Genomic DNA, 18,804 nt, shown 5'->3' with positions numbered 1-18,804 from the left:
AAAACCTTCAAAATCCTTGCTGAGCGTTATCGAAATAGAGGTAAAAGGCTTGGTTTGAGATTCAATTTAATCGCTGGAATCTACAACTTGGAACTGAGCAAAAAATGATTTATGAAAGAGGTCTATTGATCAGGATAAATAAAGCAGACAAATCACTACAGAATTGATCATCAACTCTAGATTCTTTAGCAAATGCACTCAAAAAGCTACACGATTGGTATTTGTTTTTCTGAGCATTTTCCTTCAAATAAAAGGTCCCTCTTTATGGTCGAGTAAATGAATAAAATTATGATTCGTGAAGGGAAGATTCAAGATATACCTCAAATAATTCAGGTCATCCACGACAGTATTCAATCCTGTATTTTGGATCATCAACGTGAAGACAGCGTGATCCAGCGCTGGCTGGAGCAGTTTAATCACGCCCAGTTAATTGTGGAAATGCTTTATAACGACTGCTGGGTGTATATTTTAAATGATCAGATTGTCGGCTTTTTGCTGGTCAGTGATACAGGAGAAATCCTGATGCACTATGTGGCTGCACGTTTCCAGCGACTCGGCTTTGGCACCCAGCTTTTTGATCAGATGCACAAATCCTTAGTGCGTAAAAATATTCATAAAATTAAAGTCCAATCAACTCAAACGGCTTTAAGTTATTATCAAAAAAATGGATTTTTCTCACCGAATCCTCAATCGGAAAATGAAGAAAATTATCATTTATATAAATACGCTTTTTAAAATTAAAACTTTTTTATGTCATTTTAAGTTGATCTCGCCCTGCCTGCTTAGCCGCATATAACTGCACATCTGCCGCTTTCATCAGTGCATGAATATCTGGATATGGATGTGTTTGATCCATCCAGGAAATGCCCATACTGACCGTGACATAGGATTTATCATCTGTACGATTTAAATGTTCAAATTGCTGTTCGCGAATCTTGATTAAGACTTTTTCCAGAGATTGAAATGCTGCCTGAACAGGTACATCAGTAAGTAGAATCGCAAATTCTTCTCCACCATAACGGGCTAAATACGCGGATTCGGGGAGTACCGTCTGAATGACCTTGACCAGATTCTGTAAAATTTCATCTCCTTTTAAGTGCCCATAATAATCATTGTAGTTTTTAAAATAGTCGACATCGAGCATGGCAAAAATCAGTGTACTGTGTGGATGTTGCTGACAGTATAAAAACTGCTGCTGGATTTGGTCATTTAAAGCACGGCGGTTAAAGGCACCCGTCAAAGCATCAATATTCACCTGATGTTCGAGTTTGGCATTCAGTTCACGTAATTGCTCGGTACGTGCTTTGACTTTCTGATCGAGTGAATTATTTAACTCTTTCAGATTCATATTCAACTGCTCTGTCGCATAGGTTTGATGGGCATAATTTTGCGACTGCTGAAACATAATGATCACGGCATACAGACTGGTCGAGATAAAAGACAGATGCACACTTTCAATCACATTGATCAGCAATAAATAGTCATTTATAAAGGTCAGGCATAGAAAAATGACTGCATAGAGAGTTAAGCGCGAATAATTGTCTTTATGATGCAAAGTCTGATAAAAGCCATAGATAAAATTGGCCACCACGACTATCCCGAAAATCGCACTATACAAGGCCAGACGTTGAAAAGTTTCCGGATCGGTCAACAGGGTTACGACACAGTTCAGTAGTAAAAGTCCTGCGGCAACACTATAAATAAATCGATGCAAATAGCGCTGATTAAACAGGTACATATAACTGAGGAAAAATAGAATCGCCAGGAAAGTGAACAGATATTCTAGGCGTGTTCCCCATAGCCAACCGAGCTTAGTCACGATCGAATAGGCATACGGCGCTGCAAAAAAGTTATGCAGGGCCAGAAAAATAATGAACAAGCCAAAGATAAAAATACTTTTGCTATTGCGTTCTGTTGATCCCCTAAACATTGAAAAAAGAATCGTAAAAAAACCCACCCCAAGCACCAGTCCACAGACTATACTGATGCTCATCATAAGCTGCTGATACTGACGGTTAATAGTTCCGGCTGTTCCAATGCGTATAGGCTGTTCAATCCCGCCATGCAGATGGGTATAGTTTGAGGCCTGAATACTCATGGTGAAATATTCACTCTCAGGAACAAAATAACCGATTCGAGGAGCCCTTTCATTTCTCTGCTCTTCCGCTGTTTTCGCAATTTCCCCATGCCGCAGAATAAATTTTCCATCGATATAGATTCGATAGGCACCATATTCAGCCGGAATATGCACGGCGATCCGACGTCCGATAAATTCTGATGGAATTTTGAAATGTCCGATAAAGGTTCCATAGCCAATATTTGAACCGGTCAGATCTTTAAATGAAGCGGGTAATTGAACCTCTTGCGGAGTAAGTACGGAACTTGGTTCAGTAATAAACTGGTTTGGATAAAACTGCCAATTTTGGGGCAATTGGCTACTATGATCTTCAGTAAAGTGAATTTCGGAAATATGCGGTTGACTGTGCTGCGTGACAGAGGAAGAGTCAAGAGATGCCTGGGCGAAAACTGGAATCATCACTAATAGGACCCAGCTAATGCTCCAAATCAATATTACAGAATAGACATTCCTTATCATGTTTTGCAAAGACAGTATTTTCCTGAAAAGTGCTTTATTCTTCTTATAATCTACGTCGAATAGCAGGGAGTGCAAAGCTTTTTTTGTAGCTCATCGGATGAAGTCCATCTAGCTATGACTTCACCCGTTCAACATTCATTCATGACAATGAATGAAGCTTATGGCAGTGAATTAATCACGTGTTTTAACATCATACAGTTCGATTTCAAAAATCAGGTTTGAATTGGCCGGGATGATATTTCCCATTTTACGTTCACCATAAGCCAAATGAGCAGGCACAATTAGTTTACGCTTACCGCCCACTTTCATACCGATAATCCCTTGATCCCAGCCCTTGATCACACGGCCAGTGCCAATCACGGTTTCAAAATAGTTACCACGATCCAGTGATGAGTCAAACTTGGTGCCATCTTCTAGCCAGCCAGTGTAATGCGTGGTAATCAGTGCACCTTTTACCGCTTCTTTACCTTCACCCACCACCAGGTCAATAATTTCTAGTTCTTTGGTCATCGCCAATATCCTTCATTTTGCAAATAGCCCTAGTATAAACACGATTAAGCCAAATTCCTCAGACTTTCACTCCAATGGATCAAAAGCTGAGTTCCTGAATCTTGTTATCCTGTAATAAATACTGGGTTAATTTCTGGTGATTTTTAGCCGAACCCATCAGGATCCAGCGGCCTGTGATCCGTCGGTCGATTTTTTGCTGGCTGGAATGAATGACTTTTAATTTGTATTGTTTAAACAGTTTTTCATAATGATCCGGCTCATGCTGCTCAAAAGGACAGACAATTTCGTAGTTACGTTCTTGATTCAGATGCTCAATCCCACGTTGCACATAGACCAATAGTACCAGCACCACCAGCACAATCACCGTTGCCCAGACACTTAACAGTTCATAGCCGGCACCGACTGCCATGCCCAGTGCAGCAGTCATCCAGATCGTGGTCGCAGTGGTAATACCAGAAATCCGGTTATCATCTTTTAAAATTACTCCGGCTCCCAGAAAACCCAGACCGGTTAAAACATTGGCTGCCAGACGGTCGGGGTTGGCGACGCCGATTTTTAAGGAAATAATAGTAAATAGACAAGAACTCAGACTGACCATGATCATGGTGCGCAGTCCGGCAGATTTACTGTGATATTCCCGTTCTGCCCCAATAACTGCACCAATCACGACTGCTAACAGCAAATCATAAAGTTCATGATACATGCTTCGTCCCTGGACCTTATTATTGTCTCCAGATATACGAAATATTGGGGCGAGGATACAAGTCGAAACTTGCATCCTTGTGAGTTGTTATTGTAACTTTTCCCATTCAATTACAGCTTGGGCCTGATCACCGATCAGGGTCCATTCACCATCCATAACATTCAGTTGCAGCTGCATGGTACGTTCACATAACTGTTGTACCGCTTCAGTGCTGGCAGTTGAAATTTTCCAGACCTCAACATTCGACAGCGTTTTCAGTTTGGAATTACGTTTATACCATTCATCAACTGAAGAACCATAAGCAACTACTGCGACCTGTTTGCAACGTGCGCTGGCTTTTTTGACTTTATCTTCGTCAGGACAACCCACTTCGATCCATTTCAATAATTGGCCAGTCAGGTCTTTTTCCCACAGCGCTGGCTCATCAGTCTCAAACAGATCCTTGGTAAATTCAAGCGCCTCGCCAGCAAAACGTGCATAAGCCAAAACACGTACCATCAGACGTTCAATGGTTTCCGAAGGATGCAGCGCCATCGTCAACTGATAGTCTTCATAACGATGGGTATCCATATCGGCAACGTTCAAATCTGCCTTATAAATTGTCGCTTTTAACGCCATAATACAATCCTCAAATTTGGCGCCTAGCATATAAGATTTATTGCATTTTTGCTGAACAGATTTCATCTTATCCAGCTATTTTCAACACGCAGATTCGAAGTTATTTTTCCTGAACAATCCGGCATTGCATTAAGGCGGTTTCAAATTCCAGCCAGTCACGTGAGGTCTGGTAAATCACTTCTACCCGGTTATCAATGCCTTCTTCGGCAGACTGATAATTAAACTGATCAGGATTGAAATTAAAGCTTTTCCAGCCCTGATTGGTATTAAAAATCCCTTTGATTCTGAGCCAATCCTGCTGCTCACAAAGCAGATCCAGCAGATCATAAAAATCAAACTGCCAGCGTTTTGGCAATTTCCAACCTGCCACCTGATAGCCTTGTGCACTTTCAACATAATGATAAGGCAACTGATGTACGACAGCCGGCACCTCTCCCAACACTTGGCGCTGTTGCTTGAGCAGTGGCTGAATCTGCCGTGAAGCACCCTGATAATCCTGTTTGATTTGCTCAATATCCAGCTGTCCGTTTTCTATCATCAGCCAGTGCTGGGCATATGGCTGATACTCAGACTTGAGTTCAGTTAAAGCAGCATGATCAGTTTCAGTCATCAAATCAGCATGGGAAATAACCACGATATTGGCAACTTTCAGCTGATCCGCATACAGGTTCTGATGCGTCCAGTCCCGATCATGTAAACGTGAACCATCGACTACCGTGACCAGAGCCTGCATTTTCAAATGACTCTGCCAATGCGGTTCGGTGAGCTGTTCCAGCAGTTGCCCGGGATGTCCGAGTCCTGTAGGTTCAATAAATAGCCGGTCCGGTTTGGTTTCTGACAATAGCCGGGACAGAGCAATCTGCATTGGCAACTGACTGCTACAACATAAACAGCCGCCCAGCAATTCTTTTACTGCATAGCCCTGATCCTGAGGCAGTAATTGCTGGTCGACGCCAATCTGACCAAATTCATTCATCAGCACAGCCCAGACTTCTTGCTCCGGTTTCTGGCTCAGTAAATATTTTAATAAAGTGGTTTTACCAGCACCCAAGAATCCGGAAATGATGTGTACAGGAATAGGCTGCTGAGCGGCAAGAACTTTCAAAATTGATTCTCAAAGATAGAATTAGAATGAGTAAACCTGACTATTATAGAGCACTGGACTTTAGCAAAAGTGTTCATTTTTGGATGAGTAGATCCTATTTATCTCAGTGCAAATAAAAATAACAATCTGTAGTAAGCACTTTTTAACCATTAACTAGTTCACTTAAATGCTATATTTGAAATATTTACACACATTTCCAGCTAACAATTTCCTATACATTTAACAGAAGAAAACAAATTTCCAGTGATTGTATTTGCTTGGTTAACAGCTTCGTGCGGCTTTTGTTAATTGCTTTGCTCCATAAAATTTTCATGCTTAGGATGAATTCCTGCCGGATTGATGTGATGGTCATTCGGCAGTTTATAAATGTAATAAAAAGGATGCTCAACATGAAATATGCACAAATCTTACTCGCAACAACGCTTACTGCAGCCGCAGCTACCAGTTTTGCAGCAAACAATACGACTGACACGAAGACCACTGAGGAACAGAAAGTCACTGTGACAACTCAGGAACTTCCTGCAACGAATAACCCAAATCCGAATGTAACCACGGCTGGACCTGCTGACCAGCCTGCTGCATCTGAAGCTGCTACAGAAGACAAAGATGGTAAAAAAACGACCAAGTCGACATCGACTCGCTAATCAGGTTTAAAGCAACATCTCGTGCAGTAAATCTCCAGTAGGTTCGACCTATGCTGCCGGATGTAGACTGAGGCTGAATCATGCAACTGCGTGATTCAGCTTTTTTATATGTTATAGGCTATTCACTATAGCCAGAAATAATCATAGGATTCATTCATCTTATGAATAAATTTAAATATTATTATTTATTATCAATAATTTATTAAAATTAAAATCTTTTCCATTGAATCTTTTTGATAGACATGACCTACTATGGACTAGCTTGTTTAGCGCTCTTGATTGTTCCTTAATAGTCTCAATCCTGAATTGATTGAATGGACATTCGCTATGAGCAATACAAATTACACAACTGAAGTGGCGATTTTGGGTGCTGGCCCGGTAGGCTTAACGATTGCCAACTACCTTAGCAAACAGGGTGTTCAAGTCACTGTAGTTGAACAGCTGGATAGTTTAATCGATTATCCGCGTGCCATCGGCATTGATGATGAATCCTTGCGTACCATTCAATCTTTGGGACTGGTTGATCAGGTCTTGCCGCATACCACTCCTAACCATGCTATGCGCTTCCTGACACCCAAAGGCCGTTGCTTTGCAGACATTCAGCCACTGACTCGTGAATTTGGTTTCTCCCGCCGTAATGCTTTCATTCAACCTCAAGTAGATAATGTTCTGTTAGAAGGCCTCAAACAATATAAAAAAACTGAAGTACTTTTCTCTCGCCATCTGACACATTTCAGCCAGGATGCTGAGGGTGTAACTTTAAATGTTCAAACTAAAGACGGTGGCGCAGAAGTTATACATGCCCAATACCTGATTGCTTGTGATGGTGGTAACTCTTATGTACGCCGTACGCTGAATATTCCATTTGAAGGTGAAACTGCACCGAACCAGTGGATCGTGATTGATATCGATAATGACCCATTGGCAACCCCTCACATTTACTTATGCTGCGACCCGGTACGTCCTTATGTATCGGCTGCCCTGCCGCACGGCATCCGCCGCTTCGAATTCATGGTCATGCCAGGCGAAACTCAGGAAGAACTCAGCAAACCAGAAAATATTGCCAAACTACTATCTAAAGTTTTACCAAATACCGATGGAATCGAAGTGATTCGTCAACGTGTCTATACCCACAATGCACGTATTGCAGATAAATTCCGTGCTGACCGTATCCTGCTTGCTGGTGATGCTGCGCACATCATGCCCGTATGGCAAGGCCAGGGTTATAACAGCGGTATGCGTGATGCCTTTAACTTGGCGTGGAAAGTTGCATTGGTGATCCAGGGTAAAGCAAGCCACGAATTACTGAACTCTTACCAATTGGAACGTAAGGATCATGCCAAGGCGATGATTGATCTTTCTGTGATGGCCGGTCATGTACTGGCGCCACCAAAAAAATGGCAAGGTTTTGTTCGTGATGGTATTGCCTATGCATTGAACTATATCAAGCCAATCAAACAGTACCTGCTGGAAATGCGCTTTAAGCCTATGCCGAAGTATCATGATGGTGCCCTGCTGGCCAATACTCAGAAAGACTCTCCAGTCGGCAAGATGTTTATTCAGCCGCAGGTACAGCTGGAATCTGGTGAAACTGTATTACTCGATGAAGTGATTGGCAATGACTTCGCCATCATTGCTTGGGGTGTGGATCCGAAATGGGGCTTAAGTCAAGAATCGATGCAACAATGGAAAAAATTGGGTTTGAAATTTATCCAAGTCATTCCTGCGGTTCAATTGTCCAACCAACAGCGCAAGAAATACGAAGATGTGATCACCATTGGTGATATTGGTACGGACATTCGTACCTGGTTCGGCAAGACCAAAGACTCTATTGTCATCCTGCGTCCAGACCGCTTCGTGGCAGCCTTAGCGATTCCTCAATCTATGGAAAGCACAAGTCAGGCGCTATTTAGCAAGCTCCATGTCAAATAATTGACCTCAGTCAAAAAACCACGCTCAGGCGTGGTTTTTTTATTTATAGATGAACATAAAAGCTAAGTCCGGTATTGCTCAAACCATGAAATATCTTTGAGAGAATCACGACGTGCCATCTGCTGTAGGAAAGGTTTAAATTCTTCCAACGGCGGCAAAATTTTTGTACTAATTGCGAAGATCAGACAATAGGCTACATATAGATCTGCAGCAGAAACTTTTTCACCTAAAAGATAGGGCTTAGCCTGCGACAAACCTCGTTTAAAAAAATCAAATACCGCGGCTTCATTACCAAAACTTAAACTGGTTCGGACCTTTTCAATCTGTTCTTGAGATACTTGTAAATTTTTTACATCAATATATTCAGTCAGTGGCCCATGACAGAAGAAAATCCATTTTAAATAAGTACCACGCTTGGGATCATCTAAAGCGGGTGCCAATCCTTTGTCCTGATACTTATCTGCCAGATAGATGATAATAGCCGCCATTTCTGAAATTACGACGCCTTGATCAACCAGACAGGGAACTTTACCCATCGGATTGATCTGAAGATATTCAGGTTGATGCATATCTTTAAAAGGAACTTCCACCTGCTCAAGCTGGTCTTCAATCTGTAGTTCTTTAAGGATAGGCAGCAAGGTCATGCCACGTGACTGAGGGTTGTTATAGAGCTTTATCATTCTGCTTCAACCGATTTCTTATTTTTTGAATTTCAGTATAAAGCGATTTTCTTCTTCGATTAAAAAGCATGTGCTACAGATCATTTCTGTAGCACATTTCATTTATGGAAGATCAATAATTTACTTAAAAAGGTCCACACAAAACTTTTCTTTGAGCACTTTCAGAATCAGTTCAATCGCAGGATGCTGGTTATTTTTACGGTAACTGACATAGAGAGCAATCATCGGTAAAGGTTCCAGCGTTTTCTTCACCACAATATTATCGCCGAGTAAAGGAATCACATAGGCTGGTACCAGACTCCAGCCAACCCCCATGCCGACCAGGTTGACATTCAGCAGAATATTGGTGGAATACTGCACCACATTCACGTTCAGTTTCGACTGCCTAAAGAAATCATCAATAATCTTATGCAGCTGTGGCGAGGCCTGTTCATCACTAATCACAAAATCCTGATTTTCAAACTTCTTGATGCTGACATAAGGTATTTCTGCGACCGGAGAATTTTTCGGCACAATCAGCGTCAGTGGCTCATCAAAAATCTGAACGGACTCAAACTCATCCGACTGATCTCGGTAGCGGGTAAAGGCAATATCAATACTGCCCTGTCTCAGCGCGCTAAACTGTTCTGCATCGGTCAGGCTATGAAACAGTGCTTTCAGTTCAGGAAAATGTGCACGGATATTCGGCATGATATAAGGAAAAATTTTCATTTCCGCGACCGGTACGAAGCCGATATTCAGCTGACCCTTATGTGCATGGGCGATCTGACGGGCTGCCTGCACGGCACGTTCCGCATGTTCTAAGCTCAACAGAGCTTCCTTTAGAAAAGCCTGTCCAGCCTCGGTCAGCTCAACCTTGCGGTTATTCCGCTCCAGCAATTGCGCATCCACTTCACGCTCCAGATCCTTAATCTGCTGACTGAGTGAAGGCTGAACAGTATTCAGCTTTTCAGCTGCCCGAGTGAAATTCAGCTCTTCAGCCACTGTAACAAAATAGCGTAAATGTCTTAATTCCATTTTATTCTTCCGGTAAGGATGCTGAAATCGAAGGTCGCTTCCTGGCCACATATTGACGGTAGATCAATAAAGTGAAAATCACCATCACTGCACAGAACATATAGGTCTTTTCAAAACCGTATTGCGCAATGATCATACCCATCACTACTGAACCCACTGCCAGTCCAATATCAAACAGGGTAAAAAAGGTAGAAATTGCATGGCCCATACGCTGTTTTTCGACAGATTGAATCGCTAGAGTTTGTAAACATGGAAATAATGAACCGTAACCAATTCCGATAAATACCGCAGACAACCACATAGTCCATTGGCTGGACATGACACTGACAATCATCATGCCAATCGCAAAGAAAATAAAGGAAGGATAGATAACTGCACTTGGTCCTTTACGGTCGTAAATTTTGCCCACCCAAGGCCGTACCAACAACATTGAGGCCGCAAAAACAATAAAGAAGATGCCGGTATAAGCCAGTAGTTGCTTGGTTTCACTAAAGGGCGTGATAAAACTCATGATACTGGAGTAAGCAAAAGCCGTGAGCAGTGCCACAAAACTCACCGCCAGCACTTTGACTTCAATAATGTCATGCAGGCTGAATTTTGATTTTTCGACCACTGTAGCTTGAGGTTTTACTAATTCGGTAATTTTCAGCATGAAGGAAAAGATCAAGCCGATAGAGATAATCACGGCAAGCAAGCCAAACAGCACTTTAAAGCTGGTGAACTGAACTACGGTTAAGGCCAGTAATGGACCAAATACCACACCCAGATTAGTCGACATGACAAAATAGCCCATGCCCTCACCCTTACGAGATTCCGGAATAAACTCATTTGCAACGGGAACGGTGACCGTCGTCAGTATGCTGAACCAGATCCCATGTAAGAAACGCACTGCCAATAATGACCACATGCTATCGACCAGCAGATAACTAAAGGAAAATAAGGCAAAAATAACTCCGGCTCCGCGCATTGCCAATTTCTTGCCGAGTTTCTCGATGATCATGCCAGAAAAAGGTCGAATGGCGATGGAGGAAACTAAGAACAGGGTCAAAGCTAAACCTGCTTCTTTGACTGATCCGCCCAGATCTTTCATGATATAAACCGGCAGAATGGTCAGTAAGGCAAAGTAATAGACAAACAGGAACAGATTGTTCAATAAACACAGAATAAAGGAGCGATTCCATAAGCGCTCAGGACTAGCAGACATAACACGCAACTTTTAAAAACAAATTTAAGAACTGACTAAACTCAGGGAGAAATCAAAGCTGGGCTTAAGGCCAGATCTACCAGATTCTGGATATATTGATCATCCGGCATGCGGTTGAAGAAAATGATCTGGTAATGAATCGGCCCGTATAAGGTGTCCAGCATCAGATCAAAAGGATAATCCGCACGTAATTCCCCACGCTCGATGGCCTGTTGAATCAATTGGTGGGTTTGTTTTCGACGTGGTAATAGATACTGCTGAAAAAAGTCTGCAGCCAGCTCCCGATGATTGGCCATAACGACCAGCAAAGCTCGGCCTACCGGATGATTAAGCGCCTGAACCAGCAGAGTTAGCTGTTGAACCAGATTGCTGCGCAAGCTTTGTGAAGCATCCAGTTCAAATACCCCTGCTGTGCGCTGCTTGAAAGCATCTAGTACCAGTTCAGATTTATGTTTCCACCAGCGGTAAATCGTAGATTTGCCAACCCCTGCCCGTGCAGCCACATCTTCAATGGTTAGCTGATGATATTCACCTTCTGCCAGTGCATCCGAAACCGCCTGCAGAATACTGTGCTGACGCCGTGAACATTTTTCTTCTTCACTCATGCTTAAAACCAAAAAACAAAACGATACGTATCGTTTCATATTAGATTAAAAAAGAAGCTTAAGCCAGAGTTAAATGAATTTTATAGGCAAAAAAAAGACCTCTCATTGAAGGTCTTTTTAATAAGCAAATTAAGTTTAGTTCTTAGCTATGCGCTGATTTTTTATAGATACTGCATGAAGGATGATGATTTTCCTGCAGACGGGCAACTTTACGTTGTTCAGCTGCTTCAAAACGGCAACGTTTCCAGTCATTGTCCAGATTCAGCGGTGGAATCTGTTTAGGCTTACCATTTTCATCAACAGCGACCATCGTGAAGTAGCAACTATTGGTATGGCGTACAGTACGTTTCTGAATATTTTGCGCTTCTACACGAATGCCAATTTCCATTGAAGTACGACCTACATGGTTCACACTTGCCAGGAAAGTCACCAGCTCACCCACATGAATCGGTTCTTTGAAATTTACTTTGTCTACAGACAGGGTTACGACATAACTACCCGAATAGCGACTCGCACAAGCATAAGCAACCTGGTCCAATAATTTCAGAATTGTTCCACCATGTACATTTCCTGAAAAGTTCGCCATATCTGGCGTCATAAGGACCGACATCGTTAACTCTGACTGGTCATCCGATGCTGTTGCAATTTGATCTAAAGGGGCCATCGTTTTCTCTGAACTCTTTGAATGACAATGATATAGACCATTATTATAGCGTTTTTGGCCTAAATAAAATGTTCAATTCGGCAAATAAAACATCATAATTCTTGATATGAAATTTTTCTCCATACAAAAAAAAAGATATTCCTCTGAGGATCCATAGAAATCATCAGAAAGTTATTTTCAGTAACTATAAAATAAACAGGAATTTATCCCGTGAATTATTTTTCTGGATTAATAAACGGTGGCTGAAAGATTTTTGATTAAACATGCAGAACTCCATTCAAGAAAACTGCATGCATTAACAAAAAATAACCTCGATTTAGGCAGGTACCTGCCTCAACATTTCGCGAGCCACATTCTCATAACTTAAAGTCTGCTGACCATGCAATATAGTTTCAACGGTAAAAGAGCCATCGGGATGAACTTTAGTTACAGTAAAAATCGTATTTTCAAACTGAGCTAGTATGACTTGCTGGCCAATTTCGATGTGGTTCATATGGCTTTTACATTTATTAATCTGTCGATTTTTATTCTGTCATGATCTTCTAAGCTTTTGAACAGTTGTTTAACTTAAGTCTGTGAATAATTTTGTTAAAATCAAAAAATAGCCTTAAAAACATTTTCATAAAATCACTATAGTTTTATAATTCAAAGATTTATTTCCCATTGAAACTTGGGCTTTAAGTGACTTTCAATAGGTAGAAAACATCAGCTCATCTCTAAAAACGATGAGCAAAAATGAACTGCTTTTCACCTATATGAGAAAAGCAGTGAATATTTTTATACATCTTTATGAAAAATAAGTATTTTGTTAAAAATATCAGAGCAAACTATTGTTGCTGAGCCAATAGCAAAGGGATCTGATGACCCTGGCTATAATTATGCTTCTGATAGACTTGAGCAATTTCTGGTAGCTTGAGTTTAGCTGCCTCGATGCCAGCGTCCATGGTCAATTCCCTACCACGCACATCAAAGATATGACCTTTTTCGCGTAAGTCTGGCTGAATCACCACATCGGCGTATTGTAGTTCCTCAGAAGCTAGACGTTGCTGCATGATATTAATATTCTGGTTGAATAGACCCCAGACATTGGTGGTTTCGGTATGGATCGGCTGCGCCAGAATATCGACAGCAATCACAATATCAGCGCCCAACTCACGAGCTACTTTGACCGGCACCGGACTGACCAGCCCTCCATCCACATATTCTTTTTTCTGGATGACAGTTGGAATAAACATGCTTGGAATAGAAACGGATGCACGCACCGCCTGACCGGTATTACCATAATTAAAAACTACGCGCTTGCCCTCTTTTAAGGCTGTTGCTACCACAAACATCGGGATTTTCATGGCTTGCAAAGGCGTCTGATCAACCTGCAAATTCACATAATTTTCAACTTTTTTGCCATCAAAAAAGCCTTTACGGTCCAGCTTGATGTCGCGAACATCAGTGGCTTTCATGCTTAATGCAATATTACGCAGTTCAATCGCTGGTTTACCACTAGCATAAATGGAACCTACGATACTGCCAGCACTGGTTCCCACAATAAAGTCAGGTTGTATGCCTGCCTGCTCCAACACTTCAATCGCACCGATATGCGCATAGCCACGCGCACCGCCACTGCCAAGAGCGAGTGCTATCACTGGACGGTTTTCTGTTTGCTTAATTTTGCGGAAATTGATCTGGTTTGGACGTGCCTGGGCTTCTGCTACTGAACTGGCAGATTTATGACTAGAGTTAGATGGATTAAAACCAGATGTCGTTTGGCAGCCGCTCAGACCTACCATTGTCATCGCCAATATACTCAGTACATATTTCTGCATGCAGAGCACGTCCTCAATTTGTTAAAGCAGCATAGTGTATAAACACATGCTTAAATAATCTGTAGAATTTCGTAAAACTGTCATACAGTTGCACTAATGTCTTTCAATTTTCAGCCACTGTATGAATATACCTTCACTGTACCGGATCTTTCTCACTTTCCTGCAACTGGGCTGTATGGCATTCGGTGGACCGGCAGCGCATCTGGTGTTTTTTCACCGTAAATTTGTCGACCAGTTACAATGGTTAAATGCAACACAATATGGCCAGCTGGTTGCATTAGCGCAGCTGTTACCCGGCCCAAGCAGCAGTCAGGTAGGCCTTTCAATTGGCTATCTGCAAAGGGGTTATGCTGGGGCATTCGTGGCTTGGCTTGGATTTACTCTGCCTTCAACGCTTCTGATGAGCTTGATCGCAGTACTCGGTCAGCACTATTTCCATATTCTAAACTCAAACAGCTTTCATAGCATTCAATTGATCGTTTTTTCTGTAATCGTCTGGGCATTCTGGCAAATGCTTAACAGTTTCTGCAAGAGCATCTGGCAGTATGTACTGGTCTTGATTTCAGTCCTAATCCTGAGCTTCATTAGTATCAGTTTGAATCAGCTATTAGTCATTATTTTAGGGGCAGTTTTTGGCGTTGTAATGGCAAAATTTTCCAATTCTCCTCAGGAAAATAAGCCTGCTTCAAATTCATCTACCATTCACTCAAGTTATATTCGTCCACGTCATGCACCCTACTGGTTCATCGCATTTATACTGCCCTTTTTCCTGATTCCTCTACTAGTCAAATCTGGTTCTTGGCCTGAACTCGCATTTTTTGCTGATTTCTATCAAACTGGCTCATTAGTCTTTGGTGGCGGACATGTCATTCTGCCTTTGCTGCATCAGGACTTTGTGGCGACCAATTTGCTTTCGTCCCAATCTTTCGATCTAGGTTATGCGTTTGCTCAACTGATGCCGGGTCCATTATTTAGCTTTGCCAGCTATGTCGGTGCCCTGTTGCCTTGGACAGGCTCACCCTGGATTAATACACTTTTAGCAACCTGTGCCATTTTCCTGCCTTCATTTTTTCTGATTTTTGCTACTTTGCCTTATTGGTCATGGTTAATGCAGCAACGTATTATTTTTCAGGCGGTAAGCGGGATTAATGCGGCAGTGGTCGGACTGCTTTTATATTTGCTGATTGATCTCTCTCAGGCATATTTTCGTTCTTGGTCTGATCTGGTTTTTGTCATCGTGATGATTCTACTGTTACGCTCAAAATTACCAGTCTGGTTCAGCCTGATTGCTGGCTTTATCCTATATCAAAGTTATCTTAATTTTGTGTCATTCTAACAATTTAAGCTCATAAAAAAGCCCCGAACCAGTCAGGGCTTTTTGCTCAAGTCTTACCAGATATCTGATTTAACTTTATCTTTAAATTTCGGATGATCATCGAGCTTAAACTCTGGTTGCTCGATGCCACGTTTCAGCTGACCGGTATAGTCCTTGAGCAGCATCAAAATAAATGGCATCAGCAGTACGATCGCAATCAGGTTGATACTGGCCATGACACCCATGAACAGATCTGCCATATTCCAGATCAATGGCACACTGGCAATCGAGCCGAAATACACCATAAACAATACCAGCAACCGGAAAATAAACATGACCTTGCTGTTATTATTGATGAACTGGATATTCCCCTCTGCATAGGCATAGTTACCAATGATAGAAGAATAGGCAAACAGGAACAGAATCAAGGCCAGGAAGTCATCACCCCAAGCACCAATCTGGCTTTCAAGCGCCATCTGAGTCAAGGTTACGCCTTCAAAACCGGCATTTTCATACAGGCCAGAAACCAGAATCACGATGGCGGTACATGAACACACAACGAAGGTATCTACAAATACACCAAGCATTTGAACCAGACCCTGATTCACCGGATGTTTCACGTCAGAGGCAGCCGCCGCATTCGGTGCTGAACCCATCCCCGCTTCATTCGAGAATAATCCGCGCTTAATCCCCATCATCATTGCCATCGAGATCATGGCGCCAAAGAAACCGCCTGCAGCTGCTTCAAACTCAAATGCTTTGCTAAAGATCAGCTGGAAAATAGATGGCAACATATCGTAATTGATGACGGCGATATATAAAGCAACAGCCAGGTAAAGAACTGCCATGAAAGGCACTACCCCTTCAGCAACTTTGGCAATCCGCTTGATCCCGCCAAAAATAATCATGGCCGTAATCAAGACCAAGACCAGACCGACCCAGGAAACTTCCAGATCGAAGCCGCCTAATGGCAACATCAGATTGGCTTCATTCCAGCCCCAGGCATGTGAGGTTGCACCAGTAATCGCATTGGCCTGCACAGCATTAAACACAAAACCGTAGGTCGTAATCAGCGCAATCGCAAATACAATTCCCAGCCATTTTTGCTTAAGACCCTGAGTAATGTAATACGCTGGTCCACCGCGGAATTGCTGGTTCTTGTTATCCCGAACTTTAAATAACTGGGCTAATGACGATTCTACAAAAGCAGAGCTCATTCCCAGAAATGCAGTAAACCACATCCAGAACACAGCACCTGGACCACCGACAGCAATCGCAATGGCGACACCAGCGACATTACCCACACCAACCCGGCTAGCTAGACCTGTAACAAAAGCCTGAAACGGCGTAATACCATGATCGTCTTCGACCTTGCCACGACTACGTTTCATGACTTTCATACTGTGCCAGAACAAACGGATTTGTACGGCACCGGTCATGATCGTATACAAAATACCGACTGCGACCAGGAATACCACCAAAAAGTCCCAGAGTGGACCATTTAAGGCATCGACCCAGCCCAGTAAGGTTTCATTTAGCTGATCATTCATGTCATATCCTTATGAGCTTATGACTCATTATCAAGCTTAAAATTAGACGAAAAATTTCAAGATCATCTGGATGATCGTGGCATTAATCAAGTCAACGAAGAAAGCACCACATAATGGAACGATCAGAAAGGCTTTATGCGAAGCGCCATACATATTGGTAATCGCCTGCATATTGGCAACAGCCGTTGGGGTTGCACCCATCCCGAAACCACAGTGACCTGCAGCAAGTACTGCGGCATCGTAGTTTTTGCCCATCACCCGGAAAGTGACAAATGCTGCATATAAAGCCATAGTCAAGGTCTGTGCACCGAGAATCACCATCAATGGTCCTGCCAGATCCGCTAGTTGCCATAATTTTAATGACAGCAGCGCCATGGCCAGATAAAGCGACAATGAAGCATTACCAAACACATCAATCGCACGGTCGAAGATCTGGATTTTCAGGATGCCTTCCAGCACGTTACGCAGAATCACGCCACCTGCCAGTGCCCATACAAATGTTGGCAGTTCAAATACTGTATCTTTACTGAAGCCAGTCATCAGTTCTGCAAATGCCAGACAGCCTGCAAACAGACCAAGTGTGGTAATGGCATTATCGGCAGTGATCAGACGGACACGATGTGGATATTCAAATTGCACATATTCATCTGTCGTGCTGTCCATTGGCGTGTTGTCACGTTTTTCGATCTGCTGATCGGTACGGGCCACAGCAAGATTATGACGGTTAATCAACAGTTTAGCCAAAGGCCCACCGATAATTCCACCAATAATCAGACCAAAGGTCGCACTTGCCATCCCGAGCGCCAAAGCCCCCTGAATACCATGCTGAACCTCAAGAATTTCACCCCAGGCGCCAGCAGTACCATGTCCACCAGTCAAGGTAATCGAACCGGCAATCAGACCGATCAGAGGATCAATACCTAACAAGCTTGCCAGTCCCATACCGACTGCATTTTGCAGTGCAATAAATGTCGAGATGGCAACCAGGAAGATCACCAGTCCGATCCCGCCTTCACGCAATTTGGCAAAGTTCGCGCTTAAACCGATTGACGCAAAGAAAATCAGCATGAAACTGGTTTGCAGCTCTGCACTCGTAGTAATGCTATAGCCCCAGAACGAATGAACCAGCAGAGAGATAACCGCTGCAACCAGACCACCTGCAACAGGTTCAGGAATGTTGTAACGTTTTAGAAAATCGATTTTATCCACCAAAAACCGACCCAGTAATAGAACAATTACTGCAGCGATCAGGGTATAAAATGCGTTAAAAGTAAAATCCATAATTTTTTTGTCCAAGATGGTTCTGAATTTTTGTCATTCTAAAAGTCGTGTTGCGATTCATTTCTATAAAAGAAAACCTTACATTACCCCATGTAATTGTCATCTTCTTCATTCATCCATCGCTTTTAGAATTAACAAAGCATTCCGCATCTGTTTCAAACTTATGAATATCATCGTGATGATCATATTCAGTGAGAGATTTATAAAAGCGAAAAACGGCCTTTTGCTGATTGCATAAGCTACGCCAGATGCGTAAATTCATCTAAACGTGCCACTCATAGCGATAACATCCAGCCTATATTTTTTACTTCTCAACCAGCATGAATTGCTGCATGAGTGCTTTTAACCTAACTGAGTTCATCAAGTCATTTGCAATAATGATATTTCAAATAGAGCTTGACCATGCAATCTTCATTATTTCTTCAAAATGCATGTATTCAACTGAAAAGTCGCACATTATGCTGTTTCTTTGTATAAAGTTTTATTGTTTTTTATTAACTATAGTTAGCGAATATATAAAAAATAATTATAACTTCTTATTTTTTATAGTTTACTACCCC

The 18,804-nt window shown here is 42.3% G+C and carries 18 protein-coding genes and 1 pseudogene; 5 read left to right on the top strand and 14 right to left on the bottom strand.

Going from position 1 to position 18,804, the window contains the following annotated elements:
- Together FTV31_RS09870 and FTV31_RS09865 are read left to right on the top strand one after the other, a co-directional pair.
- Positions 1–108: pseudogene (locus FTV31_RS09870) on the top strand (IS5/IS1182 family transposase); the annotation flags it as partial.
- A 180-nt stretch (positions 109–288) separates the two neighbouring features.
- Positions 289–735, top strand: a complete 447-nt coding sequence (locus FTV31_RS09865; protein WP_180002160.1) for a GNAT family N-acetyltransferase — start codon at positions 289–291, stop codon at positions 733–735.
- A gap of 13 nt (positions 736–748) precedes the next feature.
- Here the strand turns inward: FTV31_RS09865 and FTV31_RS09860 are convergent, their stop codons facing one another.
- From FTV31_RS09860 to FTV31_RS09840, 5 genes are all read right to left on the bottom strand, one after another.
- Positions 749–2,536: a GGDEF domain-containing protein gene (locus FTV31_RS09860; RefSeq protein WP_257227177.1), complete on the bottom strand. Its 1,788-nt coding sequence runs from the start codon at positions 2,534–2,536 to the stop codon at positions 749–751.
- Between the two features lie 231 nt (positions 2,537–2,767).
- Positions 2,768–3,106: an FKBP-type peptidyl-prolyl cis-trans isomerase gene (locus FTV31_RS09855; protein WP_004814829.1), complete on the bottom strand. Its 339-nt coding sequence runs from the start codon at positions 3,104–3,106 to the stop codon at positions 2,768–2,770.
- A 79-nt stretch (positions 3,107–3,185) separates the two neighbouring features.
- On the bottom strand, positions 3,186–3,809 hold the full coding sequence (locus FTV31_RS09850; RefSeq protein WP_004784935.1) for an MgtC/SapB family protein: 624 nt from the start codon (positions 3,807–3,809) through the stop codon (positions 3,186–3,188).
- An 87-nt stretch (positions 3,810–3,896) separates the two neighbouring features.
- Positions 3,897–4,427 carry a YaeQ family protein gene (locus tag FTV31_RS09845; RefSeq protein WP_180014591.1) on the bottom strand — a complete coding sequence of 177 codons (531 nt, stop codon included), beginning with the start codon at positions 4,425–4,427 and terminating at the stop codon, positions 3,897–3,899.
- A 100-nt stretch (positions 4,428–4,527) separates the two neighbouring features.
- Entirely contained in the window at positions 4,528–5,532 is a 1,005-nt protein-coding gene (locus FTV31_RS09840; protein WP_159123390.1) for a GTP-binding protein, read from the bottom strand.
- 389 nt (positions 5,533–5,921) lie between these two features.
- Here FTV31_RS09840 and FTV31_RS09835 point away from each other — a divergent pair, with 389 nt between their 5' ends.
- Complete coding sequence (locus FTV31_RS09835) at positions 5,922–6,176, top strand: hypothetical protein (RefSeq protein WP_034170131.1); 255 nt, start codon at positions 5,922–5,924, stop codon at positions 6,174–6,176.
- A gap of 327 nt (positions 6,177–6,503) precedes the next feature.
- Positions 6,504–8,108 carry a bifunctional 3-(3-hydroxy-phenyl)propionate/3-hydroxycinnamic acid hydroxylase gene (locus FTV31_RS09830; protein ID WP_180014589.1) on the top strand — a complete coding sequence of 535 codons (1,605 nt, stop codon included), beginning with the start codon at positions 6,504–6,506 and terminating at the stop codon, positions 8,106–8,108.
- A gap of 62 nt (positions 8,109–8,170) precedes the next feature.
- Here the strand turns inward: FTV31_RS09830 and FTV31_RS09825 are convergent, their stop codons facing one another.
- From FTV31_RS09825 to FTV31_RS09795, 7 genes are all read right to left on the bottom strand, one after another.
- On the bottom strand, positions 8,171–8,788 hold the full coding sequence (locus FTV31_RS09825) for a glutathione S-transferase family protein (protein WP_179992629.1): 618 nt from the start codon (positions 8,786–8,788) through the stop codon (positions 8,171–8,173).
- Between the two features lie 120 nt (positions 8,789–8,908).
- Positions 8,909–9,805: a LysR substrate-binding domain-containing protein gene (locus FTV31_RS09820; RefSeq protein ID WP_180014587.1), complete on the bottom strand. Its 897-nt coding sequence runs from the start codon at positions 9,803–9,805 to the stop codon at positions 8,909–8,911.
- A 1-nt stretch (position 9,806) separates the two neighbouring features.
- Positions 9,807–11,009 carry an MFS transporter gene (locus FTV31_RS09815; protein WP_180002138.1) on the bottom strand — a complete coding sequence of 401 codons (1,203 nt, stop codon included), beginning with the start codon at positions 11,007–11,009 and terminating at the stop codon, positions 9,807–9,809.
- Between the two features lie 41 nt (positions 11,010–11,050).
- Positions 11,051–11,614: a TetR/AcrR family transcriptional regulator gene (locus FTV31_RS09810; protein ID WP_166137661.1), complete on the bottom strand. Its 564-nt coding sequence runs from the start codon at positions 11,612–11,614 to the stop codon at positions 11,051–11,053.
- Positions 11,615–11,756: 142 nt separating this feature from the next.
- Positions 11,757–12,278 carry an acyl-CoA thioesterase gene (locus tag FTV31_RS09805; protein WP_004784949.1) on the bottom strand — a complete coding sequence of 174 codons (522 nt, stop codon included), beginning with the start codon at positions 12,276–12,278 and terminating at the stop codon, positions 11,757–11,759.
- Between the two features lie 316 nt (positions 12,279–12,594).
- On the bottom strand, positions 12,595–12,771 hold the full coding sequence (locus FTV31_RS09800) for a hypothetical protein (RefSeq protein ID WP_180014585.1): 177 nt from the start codon (positions 12,769–12,771) through the stop codon (positions 12,595–12,597).
- Positions 12,772–13,105: 334 nt separating this feature from the next.
- A complete protein-coding gene (locus FTV31_RS09795; RefSeq protein ID WP_180014583.1) occupies positions 13,106–14,098 on the bottom strand; it encodes a patatin-like phospholipase family protein in 993 nt (330 codons plus the stop codon).
- 121 nt (positions 14,099–14,219) lie between these two features.
- On the opposite strand from FTV31_RS09795, the gene chrA reads away from it, so the two are divergent.
- Positions 14,220–15,434, top strand: coding sequence for a chromate efflux transporter (gene chrA, locus FTV31_RS09790; protein ID WP_180014581.1), 1,215 nt, complete (start codon positions 14,220–14,222; stop codon positions 15,432–15,434).
- 53 nt (positions 15,435–15,487) lie between these two features.
- On the opposite strand, the gene FTV31_RS09785 is transcribed toward chrA, so the two are convergent.
- Complete coding sequence (locus FTV31_RS09785; protein WP_180014579.1) at positions 15,488–16,963, bottom strand: sodium:alanine symporter family protein; 1,476 nt, start codon at positions 16,961–16,963, stop codon at positions 15,488–15,490.
- A gap of 42 nt (positions 16,964–17,005) precedes the next feature.
- Positions 17,006–18,244 (bottom strand): sodium/glutamate symporter, encoded by a 1,239-nt coding sequence (gene gltS, locus FTV31_RS09780; protein WP_180014577.1) that lies wholly within the window; start codon positions 18,242–18,244, stop codon positions 17,006–17,008.
- Positions 18,245–18,804: the final 560 nt, after the last annotated feature.

It is taken from the genome of Acinetobacter sp. YH16031 (assembly GCF_013417335.1).
Taxonomy (GTDB): Bacteria; Pseudomonadota; Gammaproteobacteria; order Pseudomonadales; family Moraxellaceae; genus Acinetobacter.
The sequence above is the reverse complement of the archived record's forward strand: the minus strand, read 5'-3'. Positions and strand labels throughout refer to the sequence as shown.